Annotated in this window: 17 protein-coding genes and 1 pseudogene; 14 read left to right on the top strand and 4 right to left on the bottom strand. The window is 40.6% G+C overall.

The genetic code is table 11. The features are described 5' to 3' along the window. Positions 1-49 precede the first annotated feature (49 nt). On the top strand, positions 50-1,300 hold the full coding sequence (locus M1F63_RS05850) for a DUF6287 domain-containing protein (protein ID WP_000739018.1): 1,251 nt from the start codon (positions 50-52) through the stop codon (positions 1,298-1,300). A gap of 178 nt (positions 1,301-1,478) precedes the next feature. Here the strand turns inward: M1F63_RS05850 and M1F63_RS05845 are convergent, their stop codons facing one another. From M1F63_RS05845 to coaA, 3 genes are all read right to left on the bottom strand, one after another. Beyond that, positions 1,479-2,012 carry a DNA topology modulation protein gene (locus M1F63_RS05845; protein WP_247940946.1) on the bottom strand — a complete coding sequence of 178 codons (534 nt, stop codon included), beginning with the start codon at positions 2,010-2,012 and terminating at the stop codon, positions 1,479-1,481. Positions 2,013-2,064: 52 nt separating this feature from the next. Beyond that, positions 2,065-2,301: a 30S ribosomal protein S20 gene (gene rpsT, locus M1F63_RS05840; protein ID WP_001274000.1), complete on the bottom strand. Its 237-nt coding sequence runs from the start codon at positions 2,299-2,301 to the stop codon at positions 2,065-2,067. 67 nt (positions 2,302-2,368) lie between these two features. Next, positions 2,369-3,289, bottom strand: a complete 921-nt coding sequence (gene coaA / locus M1F63_RS05835) for a type I pantothenate kinase (RefSeq protein WP_000180519.1) — start codon at positions 3,287-3,289, stop codon at positions 2,369-2,371. 201 nt (positions 3,290-3,490) lie between these two features. Here coaA and M1F63_RS05830 point away from each other — a divergent pair, with 201 nt between their 5' ends. The 9 genes from M1F63_RS05830 (at position 3,491) to M1F63_RS05790 (ending at position 11,846) form a co-directional block, all read left to right on the top strand. Further along, complete coding sequence (locus tag M1F63_RS05830; RefSeq protein WP_042902160.1) at positions 3,491-3,895, top strand: hypothetical protein; 405 nt, start codon at positions 3,491-3,493, stop codon at positions 3,893-3,895. Between the two features lie 201 nt (positions 3,896-4,096). Continuing rightward, a complete protein-coding gene (locus M1F63_RS05825) occupies positions 4,097-4,687 on the top strand; it encodes a class I SAM-dependent methyltransferase (protein WP_084943355.1) in 591 nt (196 codons plus the stop codon). Then, complete coding sequence (locus M1F63_RS05820) at positions 4,684-5,961, top strand: pyrimidine-nucleoside phosphorylase (RefSeq protein ID WP_247940945.1); 1,278 nt, start codon at positions 4,684-4,686, stop codon at positions 5,959-5,961. Before M1F63_RS05825 ends, M1F63_RS05820 begins: the two co-directional genes overlap by 4 nt. Before the next feature lie 19 nt (positions 5,962-5,980). Further along, the gene (gene deoC / locus M1F63_RS05815) at positions 5,981-6,643 is read left to right on the top strand and encodes a deoxyribose-phosphate aldolase (RefSeq protein WP_125418170.1); all 663 of its coding nucleotides are present in this window, start codon (positions 5,981-5,983) and stop codon (positions 6,641-6,643) included. Beyond that, positions 6,630-7,019, top strand: coding sequence for a cytidine deaminase (locus M1F63_RS05810; protein ID WP_000246111.1), 390 nt, complete (start codon positions 6,630-6,632; stop codon positions 7,017-7,019). Before deoC ends, M1F63_RS05810 begins: the two co-directional genes overlap by 14 nt. An 89-nt stretch (positions 7,020-7,108) precedes the next feature. Further along, positions 7,109-8,164, top strand: a complete 1,056-nt coding sequence (locus M1F63_RS05805; protein WP_247940944.1) for a BMP family lipoprotein — start codon at positions 7,109-7,111, stop codon at positions 8,162-8,164. Positions 8,165-8,300: 136 nt separating this feature from the next. Beyond that, positions 8,301-9,836, top strand: coding sequence for an ABC transporter ATP-binding protein (locus M1F63_RS05800; protein WP_247940943.1), 1,536 nt, complete (start codon positions 8,301-8,303; stop codon positions 9,834-9,836). After that, positions 9,829-10,887, top strand: a complete 1,059-nt coding sequence (locus M1F63_RS05795; RefSeq protein WP_000038684.1) for an ABC transporter permease — start codon at positions 9,829-9,831, stop codon at positions 10,885-10,887. Before M1F63_RS05800 ends, M1F63_RS05795 begins: the two co-directional genes overlap by 8 nt. Positions 10,888-10,889: 2 nt before the next feature. Beyond that, positions 10,890-11,846 (top strand): ABC transporter permease, encoded by a 957-nt coding sequence (locus M1F63_RS05790; RefSeq protein ID WP_000029132.1) that lies wholly within the window; start codon positions 10,890-10,892, stop codon positions 11,844-11,846. 33 nt (positions 11,847-11,879) lie between these two features. Here the strand turns inward: M1F63_RS05790 and plsY are convergent, their stop codons facing one another. Then, positions 11,880-12,521 carry a glycerol-3-phosphate 1-O-acyltransferase PlsY gene (plsY, locus tag M1F63_RS05785; RefSeq protein WP_216728314.1) on the bottom strand — a complete coding sequence of 214 codons (642 nt, stop codon included), beginning with the start codon at positions 12,519-12,521 and terminating at the stop codon, positions 11,880-11,882. 135 nt (positions 12,522-12,656) lie between these two features. On the opposite strand from plsY, the gene parE reads away from it, so the two are divergent. The 4 genes and pseudogenes from parE to M1F63_RS05765 all read left to right on the top strand — a co-directional run bounded on the left by parE (position 12,657) and on the right by M1F63_RS05765 (position 16,883). Then, positions 12,657-14,600, top strand: a complete 1,944-nt coding sequence (gene parE, locus M1F63_RS05780) for a DNA topoisomerase IV subunit B (RefSeq protein ID WP_125388937.1) — start codon at positions 12,657-12,659, stop codon at positions 14,598-14,600. Positions 14,601-14,628: 28 nt separating this feature from the next. Continuing rightward, positions 14,629-14,979, top strand: coding sequence for a lipoprotein (locus tag M1F63_RS05775; RefSeq protein WP_000725494.1), 351 nt, complete (start codon positions 14,629-14,631; stop codon positions 14,977-14,979). Between the two features lie 259 nt (positions 14,980-15,238). Beyond that, positions 15,239-15,451, top strand: a pseudogene (locus M1F63_RS05770) (toprim domain-containing protein); the annotation flags it as partial. Between the two features lie 613 nt (positions 15,452-16,064). Next, positions 16,065-16,883: an aminoglycoside 6-adenylyltransferase gene (locus M1F63_RS05765; protein ID WP_247940942.1), complete on the top strand. Its 819-nt coding sequence runs from the start codon at positions 16,065-16,067 to the stop codon at positions 16,881-16,883. The last annotated feature ends 122 nt before the right edge of the window (positions 16,884-17,005 follow it).

The following is a 17,005-nucleotide window of genomic DNA, read 5'->3' as shown; positions in this document are numbered from 1 at the left end:
TAGAAAAACTGTTTTTTTACTAAAATAAATAATATTTTGGAGATTGGGAATGAAGAAAAATGCTATTCTTTATTTAGGAGTTGTTTTACTACTTGCTATTTTTCTTTTGTTTTCTTTATTTATAAATCGTAAAGAAAGTAAACATCAAGAAGTGCAATCAACTACTACTGAAGTCATAAAATCAGATTTTGAGGATATTTCAGGTGATTATATTTCTTCTACAGGTGAGAAAGCTACTGTTGCTAAAAATAATCAAAATTGGAGAATCTCATATAATACAGACGAAGGTAATGTATTTGGAGACTTTTCTACGGATTGGAAGAAAGATGGCAACAATAGGTCTTCTGTTACAGAATTTAATAAATCAGATGGAAATAAGGATTTTAAAATCTCTATTTTAGTTAATAATGTAGATGATTCATCTAACATTTTAACGGTAATTACCTTATCAGACGGAAATAAGAATCATGAAATGGTATTTGCTAGTAGGACTGATTATTTTAAAAATAGTAAGGATAATATTCTTCAAGGAGATTTAAGCGCTTTTGAAGGGACATATTCTAATGACTATTTAGAAAAAGCAATAGCGGAATCAAACTTTACTTTGTATGGGTACAGTCCTGAAGATTATTTTGAAGATAAAACCTCAGTCTTCCCCAAAATATCCAAACAAGAGGGAAATTGGCTGTTTTGGAGTGGTTCTACACATGCTCAATTCAAGCTAGATAAAAGTAAAAAACCGAAGAAAAATAATGGTTATTATGAAGTCTATTTTGTAGGGGATAATAAAAATGCAATTATTGGGCAAGAATTAGTGCTAACATTTATTCCTGCTAATGAAACTGGACCAGATAATGAGAAAATTCAAGAAAATAGAATTCTTTATGGAAAAAGTTATCTTAGACCATATAAAGTGGGTTGGTGGGAAATATACCAAAAAAATACAATTTCAGAAGTAGACTTAGATATTGAAGCGATTGAAAATGGAGATATTTCAACACTTGTTGGAAAATGGAGGAATGGTCGCGGTAAGGAATTGATAATTAATTCTGATGGAACAACTGGGGATGGAAATAGGATTAAAGTAATAAAAGATTCATCTAAGAAGAGCAGTGTTCCATATGTTAGTTTACAAAGTGGTCATACGAGTGCTGCTATTGGATTGTTTAAAATAGGTTTTAAAAATCCAATGGGTGATCAATCAGATAGCTCACGGCCGCGATTAATTATTACTCAATCAGCTGGAAATTATGATGAAGATTTTTATTATTATAGAGTAGAGGCAAGTGTTTCTCATTAGTAGGTGAAATGTTCAGTAATCAGATAGCATTTGGGCTTTTTTTCGAGTTTAATAGTTTTATGAAATACTTATTCTGATGTACCCCTCTCAGCTGAACATGAAGGCAAGTTAACCCTTCTCACAGTTGATCCAGCTGTACCAAACGGAAGTGTGATTGGCTAATAGCAAAAAACCAACGTTAGGCACGTTGGTTTTTCTTGTTATTTACGAGATTTTCTAAGAAGTGGTCCATCTCCTTTTGCGACTTGAGGACAATTACTTTCTCAGGGTAGGTTTCTTGAACCCGTTGATAGCGTTCTTTAGCATTCTTTGTCCGCCCATCCCATAGAATCCATCGGATAAATTCCCAATCAAAGCGTTCAGGGCAACCTGCAGCCATACTTTCTCTGACCTTGCCTCGGTATGTGAGATACCGTTTAAAGGCTCGAAAGAGACAAGTCCATGGTGAAAAATTGAGACAGATGATTTGGTCAGCTTCCAGCATTCTTTTTTCATAGCAACACCAAGAGTAGTTGCCATCGATGACCCAAGCTTCGTGCTTTGTGAGAAAGTTTTTCATCTCGGTCAACATCCATTCGCGGTCACTGTCTTGCCAACCAGGTTGAAATTGGAGTGTGTCCATATGCAGTTTGGGGATGGAGTAGTGGCTAGATAACCTTTCTGCAAGAGTTGACTTGCCGGCTCCAGAATATCCTATGATTGCGATTTTCATTTTTTACCTTTTCTGATTAGAGGACAAAAAAACAGCCTCTATGGACTGTTTCTTATTTAGCAAGTTTAGCTGAAAGACGAGCTTTATCGCGGCTTGCTTTGTTTTTATGAATCAAACCTTTAGTTTCTGCTTTGTCGATAGCTGAGCTAGCAGCACGGAAAAGTTCTTCAGAAGGGTTTGCTTCGAAAGCTTTGATAGCAGTACGCATAGCTGATTTTTGAGCTGAGTTTTTTTCGTTTTGTTTAACGTTCAATTCAGCGCGTTTGATAGCTGATTTAATGTTTGCCAATATTCTTACCTCCATATTTACTAACTATACCATTATATATGAAAACTTAGGTTTTGACAAGGGGAAATTATTTTTTTAGGTAAATTTCATCGATTTCATGGTTTTTAGTCTTGTGGAGAATGACCTCGGCGCGATTCCTTGTCGGTTCGATATAGTTTTGTAGATTTGTGAGATTAATACTGGTCCAAACCTGATGTGCAAAGGCTTCAACTTCTCCAATTGGCATTTGCGTAAAGCGGTGGTAGTAGCTGTTGGGATCATTTTGGGCAAAGCTGAGGAGTTTTAAGAAACGATCCAGATACCAACTTTCAATGTCCTCAACTGCTGCATCCACATAGATGGAGAAATCAAAGAAATCAGTGATGTAAAGGCGCTCATTTTGAGGGTTTTGAAAGACATTGATGCCCTCGACAATGACAAAATCAGCAGCTTTGACACGTTGCTTCTCTCCAGGAACAATGTCATACACTTCATGAGAATAGACAGGAATATCGACATCTTGCCCATTCTTTAGGCGGTCAAGAAAATTCAGCAAGGTTTCCATATCATAACTTTCAGGAAAACCTTTGCGATTTAAGATATCTTGGTCTATCAAGGTTTGATTGGGATAGAGAAAACCGTCAGTTGTCACCAATTCTACAGTAGCATCTGGGAGAGTGCGTGATAGTAGAATCTGAATCAAGCGACTAGTAGTAGATTTCCCCACAGCAACGCTTCCAGAAACCCCAATGATAAAAGGCTGAGATTTACTTTCGCGTTGAAGAAAAATTCCTTTTGAAAATGCCAAATCATCCTTAGTGCGCTTGTAAATATGGATAAGATGGACAAGGGGAAGATAGACGTCTGTTACGTCCTGCAGACTAATCTGGTCATTGAAACTCTTGATGGATTCTAACTCTTCCTCTGTCAAGGGAGGGGTTGTTTTGCGATGCAATGATTGCCAAGTCTGGCGACTGATTTTTTCAAAATGTAAAAATTCGTTGGTCATTTGTTTTCCCCTAGATATTTTGTTTATCATACCATAAAAAGCTAAAAAGATAAAGCGGTTTCTTGATGGTAGTAAGTCAATATCGTATAATAGAGGTAGATGGAGGTTGAATAATTTAATGATGAGATAGAGAATGGTTTCTGAAGACTTATCAGTTATTGAAAGTGGGCTTTGTGGTTCACAACTTATAGGAGGTGTGTCATGAAAATCTTAAAAAGTTATATATTGGAACTCTGTTTTATTTTAAGTTTTGCCTTACCTTTTATAAGGGGAGCGAATGCGGATAATGGTAGACGCTTTGTAGAAACCTATTACGGTTTTACCTTCTTAATGGATCATCTCCTTGTAACAGCTGTCTTTATCTGTTCGCTCTTGATTGCCTGGCTAGTAAAAAAGCAGTGGACGAAATGGCTTGCTGCTGGTAGTTATCTATTTTTGATTTTGTGGATTGCTACAGAAGGATATCTATTCCGTATGTCACTAGAAGATTTGATACGACTTTGGACAAGTTTGGAAATCTTGACACAAACTTATCAGTTGGGTTTTTATCTAAACATCATATTGGGAATCTTGTTGATAATAAAGTATTTTAAGGTTAAGCAATAGTAAAAATGTACCTGATTACAGACGATCTGTTTTTTTTCCTGAATATGGTAATTTGTAGTTCCCGATAGATTGTAATGTATTTCTAATAATTGAAAGAGATTGAAGGAAAGGTTTTTTGACTAGGATTCTTCAGTCTTTTTCATTTGATCATCACTTTGTAAACGATTTACAATTCAAGCCAAATTATGGTAAAATAGTTTTATGAGTAAAATGTATTATGCAGAAAATCCTGATGCTGCACACGACATTCATGAGTTGAGAGTGGAGTTGTTGGGAGAAAACATGACCTTTTTGACGGATGCGGGTGTTTTTAGCAAGAAAATGGTTGACTTTGGGAGTCAGCTCTTGCTCAAGTGTCTAGAGGTTAACAAAGGAGAAACTGTTCTTGATGTAGGTTGTGGTTATGGGCCATTGGGTTTGTCGTTAGCCAAGGCTTATGGAGTTCAGGCAACCATGGTCGATATCAATAATCGTGCCTTGGACCTAGCGCGACAAAATGCTGAACGTAATAAAGTAGAAGCAACGATTTTCCAATCCAATATCTATGAACAAGTTGAAGGGAAGTTTGACCATGTTATTTCCAATCCGCCGATTCGAGCGGGTAAACAAGTTGTTCATGAGATTATCGAAAAGAGCAGAGATTTCTTGAAAGACGGAGGTGATTTAACCATTGTTATTCAAAAGAAACAAGGTGCTCCGAGTGCCAAAAGCAAGATGGAAGATGTTTTTGGAAATTGTGAAATCGTAAAGAAAGATAAGGGATACTATATCCTTAGAAGTGTGAAAGAATGAGAGCAGTTGATTTAATCCAAAAGAAACGAGATGGTCAAGAACTGACTGCAGCTGAAATCAAGTGGCTAGTAGAAGGATATGTAGCTGGAACTGTTCCAGACTATCAAATGTCTGCTTTTGCTATGGCTGTTTATTTTAAAGGAATGACCACACGTGAGATTTCTGATCTGACGATGAATATGGTCAAGACAGGTCAGGAGTTTGATTTGTCAGCTATTGAGGGGATTAAAGTTGACAAGCATTCGACTGGTGGTGTAGGTGATAAGGTGACCTTAATCTTGGCTCCCCTTGTTGCGAGTTTCGGCGTGCCCGTTGCTAAAATGAGTGGTCGTGGTCTTGGCCATACTGGTGGGACAATTGATAAATTGGAGTCTATTAAGGGCTATCAAGTCGAGCGAAGTCAAGAGGATTTCATTCGTCAGGTACAGGATATTGGTGTATCTGTCATTGGGCAGTCCGATCAGCTGGTTAAAGCAGATAAACTTCTCTATGCCCTCCGTGATGTGACAGCAACTGTCGACACGATTCCTTTGATTGCTAGTTCGGTGATGAGCAAGAAAATTGCTGCAGGAGCGGATGCCATTTTGCTAGATGTAACGGTCGGTGAGGGTGCCTTCATGAAGACGGTTGATGAGGCGCGCGAATTGGCTCAAACAATGGTGGAACTTGGTAAGGCTGTTGGTCGAAAGACAGTAGCAGTCATTACCGATATGAGCCAACCCTTGGGAAAAGCCATTGGGAATCGTCTCGAAATCCTTGAGGCAATCGAGATTCTCCAAGGAAAAGGCCGAGAAGATATTAGTCACTTTATCTGCGAGCTAGCTCAGATTATGCTTGGCTTGGCTGATGTTGAGAAAACGATCGAGGAAATCCGTCAACATCTTGAGAATGGCCAAGCACTGGCTAAGTTTGAAGAAATGGTAGCAGCACAAGGCGGTGATTTAGAAGATCTTTATCGCCCCGTCAAAGTTGCCCATGTGCTGGAAATTCTAGCTCAAGATACAGGTGTTATTTCAGCCCTTCCAGCTATGGAATTTGGGCTCTATGCCATGAGACTAGGAGCTGGTCGTGCAGTCAAGTCTGATGACTTGGACTATGAAACAGGGATTGTTTTTGAAAAGAAAGTTGGAGACTCCGTTCAAAAAGGAGAAATTGTTGCAAAAGTTTATACAAATGGAAAAATTTCTTCTGAACTAGTTACAGAATTTCAAAAATATGTTAAAATAAATGATGGAGTGCAAAGTTTACGAGAAATTATAGAAATTATCTCATAAAACCAGGGAGAATCCGAATATGAAGTTAAATAAATATATCGATCATACGCTTTTAAAGCAAGATGCAAGTCAAGAACAAATTGATCGTTTGCTATCTGAAGCGCGTGAGTATGACTTTGCCAGCGTTTGTGTCAATCCCACATGGGTTAAACATGCGAAAACAGGGCTTGAAGGCTCAGATGTAAAAGTTTGTACAGTAGTAGGTTTTCCTTTGGGAGCAACAACTTCAGCTGTGAAAGCTTTTGAAACAAAGGAAGCTGTCCAAAACGGCGCAGATGAGATTGATATGGTTATCAATGTCGGTGCCCTCAAATCAGGCAATCTGGATTTAGTTGAATCGGACATCCGTGCTGTCGTAGAAGCAAGTGGTGACAAGTTGGTTAAGGTCATTATTGAAGCTTGCTTGTTAACAGACGATGAAAAGGTTGTGGCCTGCCAATTATCCCAGAAAGCGGGAGCTGACTTTGTCAAAACATCAACTGGATTTTCAACTGGTGGTGCCACTATTGAGGATGTTCAGTTGATGCGTGAAACAGTCGGGCCAGATATGGGAGTTAAGGCGGCTGGTGGAGCTCGTTCATATGCAGATGCTGTCGCTTTTGTGGAAGCAGGCGCTACCCGTATCGGAACATCTGCTGGTGTAGCAATCTTAAAAGGAGAATTGGCAGATGGCGACTACTGAGTTGATTGAACTAGCAATTGAAACCAGCAAACAAGCCTATGTCCCCTATTCTCACTTTCCCATCGGAGCTGTCTTAGTAGCCAAGGATGGTAGTATTTATACGGGTGTGAACATCGAGAATGCTAGCTATCCTTTGACTAATTGTGGAGAACGTACTGCTATTTTTAAAGCAGTTTCGGAGGGGCAACGGGAGTTTTCAGAGTTGATTGTCTACGGACAAACTGAAAAACCCATCTCGCCATGTGGTGCTTGTCGCCAGGTCATGGTTGAATTTTTTGAACAAGATCTAAAAGTGACTTTAGTCGCTAAAGATAAATCGACGGTCGAGATGACGGTCGGGGAGTTACTTCCATACTCATTTACAGACTTAAACTAGTCTGAGTCACTCTCTGAGTGATGCGGTCCTTGTGGCCAACCAATCCATACTTGCAACATCGTTGCACATCTTATTTAGGAGGTTCAGTAATGAACAAGAAACAATGGCTAGGCCTTGGTCTAGTTGCAGTAGCAGCAGTTGGACTTGCTGCATGTGGTAACCGCTCTTCTCGTAACGCAGCTTCATCTTCATCAGAAATGAAGACCAAAGCAGCAATCGTAACAGATACTGGTGGTGTTGATGATAAATCATTTAACCAATCAGCTTGGGAAGGTTTGCAAGACTGGGGTAAAGAACACAATCTTTCTAAAGATAAAGGTTACACTTACTTCCAATCAACAAGCGAAGCAGACTATGCTAACAACTTGCAACAAGCGGCTGGAAGTTACAACCTGATCTTCGGTGTTGGTTTTGCCCTTCACAATGCAGTTGAGGAAGCAGCAAAAGACCACTCTGACCTAAACTATGTCTTGATTGATGATGTGATTGAAGGTCAAAATAATGTTGCGAGCGTAAGATTTGCGGATAACGAAGCAGCTTACCTTGCTGGTGTTGCAGCAGCGAAAACTACGAAAACAAAACAAGTTGGTTTTGTAGGTGGTATCGAATCTGAAGTTATTTCACGTTTTGCAGCTGGATTCAAAGCTGGTGTTGAGTCAGTAGACCCATCTATCAAAGTCCAAGTTGACTACGCTGGTTCATTTGGTGATGCTGCCAAAGGTAAAACAATTGCAGCAGCTCAATACGCTGCCGGTGCAGACGTTGTCTACCAAGCAGCTGGTGGTACAGGTGCTGGTGTCTTTGCGGAAGCAAAATCATTGAATGAAAACAAAAACGATGACGAAAAAGTTTGGGTTATCGGTGTAGACCGTGACCAAGCAGCAGAAGGTAAATACACTTCTAAAGATGGTAAAGAATCTAACTTCGTTCTTGTATCTACATTGAAACAAGTCGGTACAACTGTAAAAGATATTGCCAACAAAACAGAAAAAGGTGAATTCCCTGGTGGACAAGTGATTGTTTACTCATTGAAAGATAAAGGGGTTGAGCTAGCAGTAACAAACCTTTCAGAAGAAGGTAAAAAAGCTGTTGAAGATGCAAAAGCTAAGATCCTTGACGGAAGCGTAAAAGTTCCTGAAAAATAATGGATAAAAGTCATTTCTTAGGAAGCGGCCATCGGTCGCTTCTTTAAGAATTGAGGCAATTTTTGTCTCAATAGAGCTTGTTAATGTGATTAGCAGGTTTTATTGAAATAAAATAAACCTCTGAAAGGAAGAGCATATGGCACACGAAAATGTCATTGAGATGCGGGATATTACCAAGGTGTTTGGTGAATTTGTAGCAAACGACAAAATCAACTTGCAACTGCGAAAAGGTGAAATCCATGCACTTTTAGGAGAAAATGGAGCGGGTAAATCCACTCTGATGAATATGCTGGCAGGACTTCTTGAACCAACGAGTGGTGAAATTGTGGTGAATGGTCAGGTTGTAAAACTAGACTCACCATCTAAAGCCGCTGGTCTTGGAATTGGGATGGTTCACCAACATTTCATGTTGGTTGAGGCTTTTACAGTAGCTGAGAATATCATTTTAGGGAGTGAAATCACTAAAAATGGTGTTCTAGACATAGCTGGTGCTACTAAAGAAATCAAGGCTCTTTCTGAACGTTATGGTTTGGCAGTGGATCCTGCTGCTAAGGTGGCGGATATTTCCGTTGGTGCCCAACAACGCGTAGAAATCTTGAAAACACTCTATCGTGGTGCTGATATCCTTATCTTTGACGAACCGACAGCCGTATTGACTCCTTCAGAGATCGATGAGTTGATGGCAATCATGAAAAACCTTGTCAAAGAAGGGAAGTCTATCATTTTGATTACCCATAAACTGGATGAGATTCGTGCGGTATCCAATCGAGTGACGGTTATTCGTCGCGGGAAATCAATCCAGACAGTTGAAATCGCAGGAGCATCCAATGCGGACTTGGCAGAAATGATGGTTGGACGCTCAGTTTCCTTTAAAACGGAAAAACAGGCACCACAACCCAAAGAAGTGGTCTTGTCTATCAAAGACTTGGTTGTCAATGAAAACCGCGGTGTACCAGCAGTAAAAAATCTCTCCTTAGATATTCGTGCTGGTGAAATTGTCGGTATTGCAGGTATTGATGGCAATGGTCAATCTGAACTCATTCAAGCCATTACAGGCCTTCGTAAGGTTGAGTCAGGTAGCGTTGAATTAAAAGGCAAATCAATCGTGGGGATGCATCCTCGACAAATTACAGAACTCAGTGTGGGGCATGTTCCTGAAGACCGCCACCGGGATGGCTTGATTTTGGAGATGATGATTTCAGAAAATATCGCTCTTCAAACCTACTACAAAGAACCACTCAGCAAGAATGGTATCTTGAACTATGCCAATATCACTTCACATGCTAAGAAATTAATGAAAGAATTTGACGTCCGTGCGGCAAGCGAATTTGTTCCAGCGGCAGCTCTTTCAGGAGGAAACCAACAAAAAGCAATTATTGCTCGTGAGATTGACCGAGATCCTGATCTCCTTATCGTCAGCCAGCCAACTCGTGGTTTGGATGTCGGTGCCATTGAATATATCCACAAACGTTTGATTGAAGAACGTGATAACGGGAAGGCTGTCCTTGTTGTCAGCTTTGAATTGGATGAGATTTTAAATGTCTCAGACCGAATTGCTGTTATTCACGATGGTAAAATTCAAGGTATTGTATCGCCAGAAACAACTAACAAACAAGAACTTGGTGTCTTGATGGCAGGTGGAAACTTGGGAAAGGAGAAGAGTGATGTCTAAAAAATTACAACAAATTTCGGTTCCCTTGATTTCCGTATTCTTAGGAATCTTGCTCGGAGCCATTGTCATGTGGATCTTCGGATATGATGCTATCTGGGGTTATGAGGAGTTGTTCTATACAGCTTTTGGTAGCCTCCGTGGAATTGGAGAAATTTTCCGTGCCATGGGTCCTCTTGTCTTGATAGGTCTTGGTTTCGCAGTTGCCAGTCGAGCAGGTTTCTTTAATGTTGGACTTCCTGGTCAAGCACTTGCAGGCTGGATTCTCAGTGGTTGGTTTGCCTTGTCAAATCCAGATATGCCTCGTCTCGTTTTGATTCCATTGACAGTGATCATTGCTTTGATCGCAGGTGGAATTGTTGGTGCGATTCCAGGTATCCTCAGAGCCTATCTGGGTACGTCAGAGGTTATCGTGACCATCATGATGAACTACATTGTATTGTATGTGGGAAATGCCTTTATTCATGCCTTTCCTAAAGATATTATGCAAAGTACAGACTCAACGATTCGTGTTAGTGCCAATGCTACATACCAGACACCATGGTTATCAGAGTTGACTGGAAATTCTCGTATGAATATCGGAATCTTCTTTGCAATCATTGCTGTTGGCGTGATTTGGTTCTTGCTCAAGAAAACGACTCTCGGTTTTGAAATTCGTGCAGTTGGTCTTAATCCCCACGCTTCAGAGTACGCTGGTATTTCAGCAAAACGTACAATCATCCTATCAATGATTATCTCTGGTGCCTTGGCTGGTCTTGGTGGAGCGGTCGAAGGTCTTGGAACTTTCCAAAACGTTTACGTTCAGGGATCATCATTGGCTATCGGATTTAACGGGATGGCAGTTAGTTTGCTTGCTGGAAATTCACCAATTGGAATTCTCTTTGCAGCCTTCTTATTTGGAGTTTTGCAAGTAGGAGCACCGGGTATGAACGCAGCGCAAGTTCCGTCTGAGCTTGTTAGCATTGTAACAGCGTCTATTATCTTCTTTGTCAGCGTTCACTATATTATCGAACGCTTTGTCAAACCTAAAAAACAAGTTAAAGGAGGTAAGTAAGGATGTCTATTACAACATTACTCACCCTCTTGGTCTCTTCTATGCTGATTTACTCAGCACCACTTATTTTTACGAGTATCGGGGGCGTTTTCTCTGAACGTGGTGGTGTCGTTAACGTCGGTCTTGAAGGAATTATGGTTATGGGAGCCTTTTCTGGGGTTGTCTTTAACCTTGAATTTGCAGAACAACTTGGAGCAGCTACTCCTTGGATTTCCTTGTTAGTTGCTGGTATCGTGGGAGCTATTTTCTCCCTCATCCATGCAGTCGCTACAGTTCATTTCCGTGCGGACCATGTTGTCAGTGGTACAGTATTGAACTTGATGGCTCCTGCCCTAGCAGTTTTCTTGGTTAAAGTTCTTTATAACAAAGGACAAACGGATAACTTAAGCCAGACTTTTGGACGTTTTGATTTCCCAGTTTTGGCTGATATCCCTGTGATTGGAGATATCTTCTTCAAGTCAACCAGTCTACTAGGTTATATCGCGATTGCCTTCTCTTTCCTTGCTTGGTTTATCCTCTTCAAGACCCGCTTTGGTCTTCGCCTTCGCTCTGTTGGTGAACACCCTCAGGCAGCGGATACCTTGGGGATCAATGTCTACAAAATGAGATATCTTGGGGTTGTTATTTCAGGTTTCCTTGGTGGAATTGGGGGAGCGATTTATGCTCAATCCATTTCTGTCAACTTCTCAGTAACGACTATTGTCGGTCCTGGTTTTATCGCCCTTGCTGCGATGATCTTTGGTAAATGGAACCCAATCGGTGCTATGCTTTCTAGTCTCTTTTTTGGACTTTCACAAAGTTTGGCAGTTATTGGTTCTCAATTACCTTTCCTACAAGGAGTGCCAGCGGTTTACCTTCAAATCGCCCCTTATGTCTTGACCATCCTTGTCTTAGCAGCCTTCTTTGGAAAAGCAGTTGCGCCTAAGGCAGACGGTATCAACTACATCAAGTCAAAATAAGCATACAAAAAAACGTCAGTTCAAACTGGCGTTTTATTTGTTAGGATTTTGATGGGTTAGGTTCAATCCCCAAGGGACAAGATTTTCAGTTTTATTTTTGATGCGTGCGATATTATCCTTGTGACGAATGATAATCAAGCTAGCAAGTGCTAGGATAATCAGAATGAAGAGGGGGTCATAGCTGCTCAGGATAAATCCAAATAGTGGAAATAGGAGAACTCCGATAACGGCTGCGATAGAAGCAGTAACGCTAGACAGTGAAATCATACTACCTAGATAGAGGCTTCCAAAGAATACGATTGCTAGATAGAGACAGAATACAGGCGCAAATCCGAAAACAACTCCAGCGCTAGTTGCGACAGCCTTGCCCCCTTTAAACCCTGCAAAGATAGGGAAAGTATGTCCAATCACAGCCAAAAGTCCAAATACAAGAGGTGATACACCTTGAAGGTGGAAAAGGATTGGAAGGAGAGTGGCCAAGGTTCCTTTAAAGAAGTCAATCACAAAGGTTGCCATACCCGCTTTCTTACCTAAAATTCGGAAAGTATTGGTTGTTCCGGTGTTTCCAGAACCATGTTCACGCAGATTTGTTTGAAAGAAAGCTTGTCCAATCCAGAGACCAGACGGAATCGAACCTAGCAAATAAGCTAGAATTAATAATACAAATGTCATCATAGACCTATTATACCATGAAATGCTGTGGAAAGTCAGAGAATATCCTGTGAAATTGTGACAGCTGAAAGGGAAAAGCTTTGCAAAATCGCTAGAAAACCTGTAAAATAGAAAAGATGAACAAATAGGAGGTTCCTTGTGTCAAAAAAGGAAATCAATATTAATAACTACAATGATGACGCCATTCAGGTGCTAGAAGGGTTGGATGCGGTCCGTAAACGTCCAGGGATGTATATTGGATCGACCGACGGTGCTGGTCTCCATCATCTAGTCTGGGAAATCGTGGACAATGCAGTAGATGAAGCCTTGTCTGGATTTGGTGATCGCATTGATGTGACGATTAATAAAGACGGCAGTCTAACCGTTCAAGACCATGGTCGAGGGATGCCGACTGGGATGCACGCCATGGGAATTCCAACTGTTGAAGTTATCTTTACCATTCTCCACGCTGGAGGAAAATTCGGTCAAGGTGGTTATAAGACATCTGGTGGTCTCCACGGGGTGGGGTCCTCAGTCGTTAATGCCCTATCAAGCTGGTTAGAAGTTGAAATTACTCGTGACGGTACAGTCTACAAGCAACGTTTTGAAAATGGCGGAAAACCTGTTACAACCTTGAAGAAAATTGGTACAGCACCCAAGTCTAAGACAGGTACCAAGGTTACCTTCATGCCTGACGCGACGATCTTTTCTACAACTGATTTCAAGTACAATACCATTTCAGAACGTCTCAATGAGTCAGCCTTCCTTTTGAAAAACGTTACCTTGTCTTTGACAGATAAGCGAACAGATGAAGCAATCGAATTTCATTATGAGAACGGGGTACAAGACTTTGTTTCTTACCTCAATGAAGACAAGGAAACCTTGACGCCAGTCCTATACTTTGAAGGCGAAGACAATGGTTTCCAAGTGGAAGTTGCCCTCCAGTACAATGATGGATTTTCAGATAACATTCTATCATTTGTCAATAACGTTCGTACCAAGGATGGTGGAACTCATGAGACAGGACTCAAGTCAGCCATTACCAAGGTCATGAATGACTACGCTCGTAAGACAGGGCTCCTCAAGGAAAAAGATAAAAATCTTGAAGGGTCAGATTACCGTGAAGGATTAGCAGCCGTTCTTTCTATTCTAGTTCCGGAAGAACACCTCCAGTTTGAAGGTCAGACCAAGGATAAACTAGGAAGCCCTCTGGCTCGTCCAGTTGTGGATGGGATTGTGGCTGATAAGTTGACTTTCTTCCTTATGGAAAATGGGGAACTGGCTTCCAATCTCATTCGTAAGGCTATCAAGGCGCGTGATGCGCGTGAGGCGGCTCGCAAGGCGCGTGATGAGAGCCGAAATGGTAAGAAAAACAAGAAGGACAAGGGCTTGTTGTCTGGAAAATTGACCCCAGCCCAGTCTAAAAACCCTGCAAAGAATGAACTCTACCTAGTCGAGGGGGACTCTGCCGGTGGTTCTGCCAAGCAAGGCCGTGACCGTAAGTTCCAAGCTATCTTACCTCTTCGTGGTAAGGTCATCAATACAGCCAAGGCCAAGATGGCTGATATCCTCAAAAATGAAGAAATCAACACCATGATTTATACCATTGGTGCTGGTGTAGGAGCAGACTTTTCCCTTGAAGATGCTAACTATGATAAGATCATTATCATGACCGATGCGGACACCGATGGTGCCCACATTCAAACCCTCCTCTTAACCTTCTTTTATCGCTACATGCGTCCCCTAGTTGAGGCAGGACATGTCTATATCGCCCTTCCGCCTCTTTACAAGATGTCCAAAGGCAAAGGCAAGAAAGAAGAAGTGGCCTATGCTTGGACGGACGGAGAGCTAGAAGAACTCCGCAAGCAATTTGGCAAAGGAGCCACTCTCCAACGCTACAAAGGTCTTGGTGAGATGAATGCAGACCAGCTCTGGGAAACGACTATGAATCCTGAAACCCGTACCCTCATCCGTGTCACGATTGAAGACTTAGCACGCGCCGAACGCCGTGTCAATGTCCTCATGGGAGACAAGGTCGAACCACGCCGCAAGTGGATTGAGGATAATGTCAAGTTTACGCTTGAAGAAGCGACAGTATTTTAATAAATTTTAGAATTACAAAGGAGTTATGATGAAAAAAATATATGCTGTTCTATTAGTTGCTTTTATGGCTGTTATTTTATCTGCTTGTGCCTCGAAGGAGGCCTGGCTAAAAGGTACATGGACTAGTAATCAAACAAATTCTAAGTATGAATTTAAAGAAGAAAGTGGGAAGTGGACTATTTTAAGTGGTGAAAGCAAAATAGCTGAGGATCTAGAAGTAAAGGATCGTAAAGATTCGGTTGTAAACTTAGTTGATGATAATGGAATTCGATATCAGGTTGAAAAGAAAGATAAAGATACAATTCATCTTGAAATATTTAATTCAGACGGACTTTCTGCTACTAATGGTCAAGGCTTCGAATTTAAAAAAGATCAGTAAAATGACAAAAAGGTTAATCTTTAATTTTAACTAAACATTAGGTTATTTCAGCTAATAAGCAAAGTAAGATTTCGTTTTATAGAAACTGTGACAGGATTGTTGGATTTTGAATTATATCACAGCTATCAAAAATTATACAGGTAAAGTTTGCTAATCTATTTCCAAGTTAACTACTTTCAATAATGAAGCTGAGGAAACCTTGACGCCAGCCCTATACTTTGAAGGAGAAGACAATGGTTTTCAAGTGGAAGTTGTCTTCCAACGCTACAAGGGTTTTGGTGAGATGAATGCGGACCAACTCTGGGAAACAACGATGAATCCAGAAACCCGCACTCTTATCCGTGTCACAATCGAAGACCTAGCCCGCGCTGAACACCGTGTCAATGTCCTCATGGGAGACAAGGTTGAATCACGCCGCAAGTGGATTGAAGATAATGTCAAGTTTACGCTGGAAGAAGCGACAGTGTTTTAAGGAGTGTGAATAATGAATAGTTCAGGACATTCGATTTTTGGAAGTTACTTGGGTTTAATTTTCTTAGTTTCTTTACCCTCGGCTATTCTTGCATTCTACATCAATAGTCGAAAAAAAAGTTTCCAAGGTTTATATGCACCGATTGTATTTACCTTGTTTATGATCTTGATGCTTTTATTCAATATGGATTCCTCAGAATCCGGTTCTTTAGTGGCATCCTTTGTCATGATTTTATTTGGTTTTCCTTTGATAGCAGGAGCCTTAATCTACACACTTATTCGATTGTGTTATGTCTATCCGGAGAAACGGTGGAAGGCTCTTTTGATTTTCCTATCCTATGTTTTGGGCCCCCTATCTGTAGGTATTCTGGGATGGTATGTGGTAAATTTAGTTCAGATCCATCTGTTGACATTCTTGGTAATGATTTTGATGATTCTAGTTTCCTATCTTCCTCCTCTCTATCTCCATTACACCAAACGAAATCAGTAAGACAAGAATACTTTTTGGTAGGGGATAGAGATTAATTGCTTAGCTAATGTCGGAGATGACCGATTGTTTATAATTTATAATAAAAAACAATTTCAAATAGCTCTAAGTGTTGAAGGAGTGAAAGATGAGAACTGAAACAGAAATGCTTGATGCGATTTCACAGATTGCTAAATCTTTACAAGTTGAGGCTGTCGCTCTATCTGGTTCACGAACGGATACAAAAGCTCCAAAAGATGAGTTTCAGGACTACGATGTTGTTTATGTTGTGGACGATTTAGATAATCTGACGAGGAATTTTTCTTGGTTGGACCAGTTTGGCAAACGTATTATCGAGCAGCATGTCTTGCTTGGTCACCGTCGCCTCTATCTCATGCTCTTTGAAGATGGCAATCGGATTGATTTGACGCTCTGCCCCAAAGACCACATTCAAGAGTGGGTGGATAGTGAGGCTGATTATACAGTTTTGAAAGATGAGAAAGGCTTGTTTGAGTCCCATACTACAAGTCCTCAACGTTACTGGACGAATCCAGCTAGCCCGATTGATTTTGAAAAAGCCTGCAATGAATTTTGGTGGGTTTCCGCCTATGTGGTCAAGGGAATCTGTCGCAATCAAGTCATCTATGCGACTGACCATCTTTACGGTATTTGTCAACAAGAACTCTTAAAAGTTATGGCCTGGCAGGTAGCAAGTGATTGGGGAACAGTCGATATCGGCAAGAACTACAAGTATCTTTTCCAGTATTTATCTGCTGAGAAAGAGAAGGAATTCTCTGCTCTCCTTGATTTTTCAAGTGTAGAGAAAATCACTCAATCCCTATTCTCCACAATGAATCTCTTCCACAAAGAAGCTCAAATTCTTGCTCAAAAGATGGGATTTGACTATGATATGGAAGTAGCTGAGAAGATGATTCAGTATGCTGAGGAGAGACTTTCAAATCACTAACTAAATGAAGTATATAATTTAAAAGATTAAACTACAGAAAAGATAGTTTAGTTATAAATAGTAACTGAACACGGGACTAATTTCTGTAAATTATCCCTTATTCTATAAAAACCACTCTACAT

Source organism: Streptococcus oralis, from assembly GCF_023109155.1.
Classification (GTDB): Bacteria; Bacillota; Bacilli; order Lactobacillales; family Streptococcaceae; genus Streptococcus; species Streptococcus oralis_BZ.
This window is presented reverse-complemented; position numbering and strand designations above follow the sequence as displayed.

What these genes read in the sequence shown, in the direction of transcription:
- M1F63_RS05850 (WP_000739018.1), top strand. Translation starts at nt 50, where the DNA reads ATGAAGAAAAATGCTATTCTTTATTTAGGAGTTGTTTTACTACTTGCT.
- M1F63_RS05845 (WP_247940946.1), bottom strand. Translation starts at nt 2,012, where the DNA reads ATGAAAATCGCAATCATAGGATATTCTGGAGCCGGCAAGTCAACTCTT.
- coaA (WP_000180519.1), bottom strand. Translation starts at nt 3,289, where the DNA reads ATGACCAACGAATTTTTACATTTTGAAAAAATCAGTCGCCAGACTTGG.
- M1F63_RS05830 (WP_042902160.1), top strand. Translation starts at nt 3,491, where the DNA reads ATGAAAATCTTAAAAAGTTATATATTGGAACTCTGTTTTATTTTAAGT.
- M1F63_RS05825 (WP_084943355.1), top strand. Translation starts at nt 4,097, where the DNA reads ATGAGTAAAATGTATTATGCAGAAAATCCTGATGCTGCACACGACATT.
- M1F63_RS05820 (WP_247940945.1), top strand. Translation starts at nt 4,684, where the DNA reads ATGAGAGCAGTTGATTTAATCCAAAAGAAACGAGATGGTCAAGAACTG.
- deoC (WP_125418170.1), top strand. Translation starts at nt 5,981, where the DNA reads ATGAAGTTAAATAAATATATCGATCATACGCTTTTAAAGCAAGATGCA.
- M1F63_RS05810 (WP_000246111.1), top strand. Translation starts at nt 6,630, where the DNA reads ATGGCGACTACTGAGTTGATTGAACTAGCAATTGAAACCAGCAAACAA.
- M1F63_RS05805 (WP_247940944.1), top strand. Translation starts at nt 7,109, where the DNA reads ATGAACAAGAAACAATGGCTAGGCCTTGGTCTAGTTGCAGTAGCAGCA.
- M1F63_RS05800 (WP_247940943.1), top strand. Translation starts at nt 8,301, where the DNA reads ATGGCACACGAAAATGTCATTGAGATGCGGGATATTACCAAGGTGTTT.
- M1F63_RS05795 (WP_000038684.1), top strand. Translation starts at nt 9,829, where the DNA reads ATGTCTAAAAAATTACAACAAATTTCGGTTCCCTTGATTTCCGTATTC.
- M1F63_RS05790 (WP_000029132.1), top strand. Translation starts at nt 10,890, where the DNA reads ATGTCTATTACAACATTACTCACCCTCTTGGTCTCTTCTATGCTGATT.
- plsY (WP_216728314.1), bottom strand. Translation starts at nt 12,521, where the DNA reads ATGATGACATTTGTATTATTAATTCTAGCTTATTTGCTAGGTTCGATT.
- M1F63_RS05775 (WP_000725494.1), top strand. Translation starts at nt 14,629, where the DNA reads ATGAAAAAAATATATGCTGTTCTATTAGTTGCTTTTATGGCTGTTATT.
- M1F63_RS05765 (WP_247940942.1), top strand. Translation starts at nt 16,065, where the DNA reads ATGAGAACTGAAACAGAAATGCTTGATGCGATTTCACAGATTGCTAAA.